Below are 2,569 nucleotides of genomic sequence, written 5' to 3' on the forward strand. Positions count from 1 at the left end.
TGAAAAATGACAAATTTGACTAGAACAAAAATGCTTTTGAATTTATAATTTAAAAACTGATTCTCACTCAGACTCAAAATAAATCAAGATTCAGAAAAGAACAAAACAACTTAAAAAGATTGACAACAAAACAACATATTTTAAAGTATCGCAACGTTATACAACATCGGTTAAGCCCAAATAGCGGGTATTTCAACAAAAAGTAATATTTTAGACACCAAGTAAAAACCAACAAAGCCGACAAGAACGTGTCCCTACTCCACGCCACTTGGCTTAACCAAGACCGTTGTAACGCATAAATTTTTTAAGATTTGAATATGAAATTTTATTACCGACTTATAAAAACTCAATTGATTATTCTGACTATAATAGTTTCAGGTTGTGTAAATAACAAAAATGATAAAACAGAATCTATAACTCCGACTAATAAAAAGATTGATTCCGCACCAGAAATAGAAATCTCAGGTAGTTGGGAATTAACTAATAAAGCAAACAATACACGGCTCTTCCTTTATGATGATAATACTTGGAAAATGATTTCAACAGAAAATGAGAATGACACTCTGACTAAAAAAGGTAAATATACTGTTGCAAAAGACAGCGCTGTATTCTTTAGATATTTTGGATCTCAACATTGGCCAAATAAGGACACCATAAATGATTATAAAACTTCAATTGGGACATTTGTATTATTTCTCAATGAAAAAGGCGAATTAAAAGATAATCAAGAGGATTATGATCAAACTTATAAAAAGGTAAATTAACGCGTTACAACATCGGTTAAGCGCAAATAGCGGGCTTAGTCGAAAAAGTGCTATTTTAGAGACCAAGTAAAAAACAACTAAGCCGACAAGAACGCGTCCCTACTCCACGCCACTTGCCTTAACCAAGACCGTTGTAAATTATGGCTCAGAATGAAAAACGCAAAAAAAAATAACAGCAAATCTGAATTAAAAAACCACTCTTTCGCAACTGTTGCGCTGACTTTTTCAAGATTTTAGTTAAAAACAAAAACTACTCATGCGTGAGTTTTATGGGGAAAGTTTACAAGGATGAAAAGTGTGAAAATTGGATGATCTTAAAATCAGTGAGCGGATTCTTATTCGAACTTAAAAAAGTAAAATTGATACATTCAGCTCGTTACTCTGATTTTTACTCAAGCCTGAAAAATGGATAAATTGAATACCTTTAGATTTATAACTCCGACTTTCACTCAGACGTGAAAAATGACAAAATAATTAACAACCAAAAAATTACAAACTGATTCTCACTCAAACGTGAAAAAAAAATCAAGATTCAAAAAAGAACAAAATGACTTAAAAAGGATGACAACAAAATAACATATTCCGATAATCGCCACAATGTACAACATCGGTTAAGCGCAAATAGCGGGCTTAGTCGAAAAAGTGTATTTTAGACACCAAGTAAAAACCAACAAAGCCGACAAGTTTGAGACCCTTCTCCCACTACTTGCCTTAACCAAGACCGTTGTAATTTAGGGCTCAGAAACAAAATTCTGCTAGAAAAATTTATTGAATTCAGTTTGACATAAACAAATCTCCCTCAATTGTTGAGATGAAAATATAAAAACGAGTTGACGAAAAATTAAAATGAACATAATAAAAGCATCCGATGAAGGACCTTTAATTGCAGGTAAAATATTACTGTTGACTGCCATTGTGATTTCTTCTATTCCATACGGTTTATATTTCAGCTGGTTATTTTACATTCCAGGATTAATATTTCTTTGGAATAGTAAACTAAGGAAAAAACAAAAATGGCAGTGGACTACAATTTCCTTAACAATATGGTTACCGCTAATGTTTTTGTTTATTGGATTATCATTAATAATAGCTTGGCTCTGAAATATACATCTGACCAATAGAAATAGTCCCAAATAAAAAATAATCCCTATAAAAACACATTTGCCAATAACATATAAAAATGATCATATTTCTGCTCTACCATAAAGCTTGATAATTTAAAAATGAATTTAAAATGATGTTTTTAAATCAGTGCGCTGACTTTTACTCGTGCGGAAAAAATTAGATGAAAAATAGTAACTAAGAACAAAAGAATTAAAACACTTAATACAGACTTTTGCTCTGACTTGAAAACAATAAGAATTGAACGCTTTTAAAATAAAACATTGACTTTACTCGGACCTGAAAAATGATGTATATCGTACATATTAGGCTATATCGCCCCAAAATACAACATCGGTTAAGCGCAAATAGCGGGCATTCCGAGGAAAAGTGATATTTTAGACACCAAGTAACAAACAACTAAGCCGACAAGTTTGCGTCCCTACTCCACGCTACTTGCCTTAACCAAGACCGTTGTATGCAATTAAATCCCAGATTCCTGAGTTCAATAACTTAACGCAACAAATCATAACTTTAGATTTGTTGTATGGAACCAAAAAAACACCGGCGATTATCACATCAAGAAAGGGTAATTATCCAGACTCTTTTAGAAGAAAATAGACCTAAATCTTTCATAGCAGAGAAGCTCGGAAGAACCCGATCTACCATCACCAGAGAAGTCAATAAATGGGTAACTAAACCCA

2 protein-coding genes are annotated in these 2,569 nt (G+C 32.4%); both read left to right on the forward strand.

Annotated elements, in window-relative coordinates:
• The first annotated feature begins 317 nt into the window (after positions 1-317).
• Positions 318-764 carry a hypothetical protein gene (locus I130_RS00050; protein WP_034917053.1) on the forward strand — a complete coding sequence of 149 codons (447 nt, stop codon included), beginning with the start codon at positions 318-320 and terminating at the stop codon, positions 762-764.
• Positions 765-2,412: 1,648 nt separating this feature from the next.
• On the forward strand, positions 2,413-2,569 hold a 157-nt coding region (locus tag I130_RS16950; protein ID WP_157480450.1), incomplete at its 3' end, for a helix-turn-helix domain-containing protein.

It is taken from the genome of Gillisia sp. CAL575 (assembly GCF_000403785.1).
In the GTDB taxonomy this organism is placed as follows: Bacteria; Bacteroidota; Bacteroidia; order Flavobacteriales; family Flavobacteriaceae; genus Gillisia.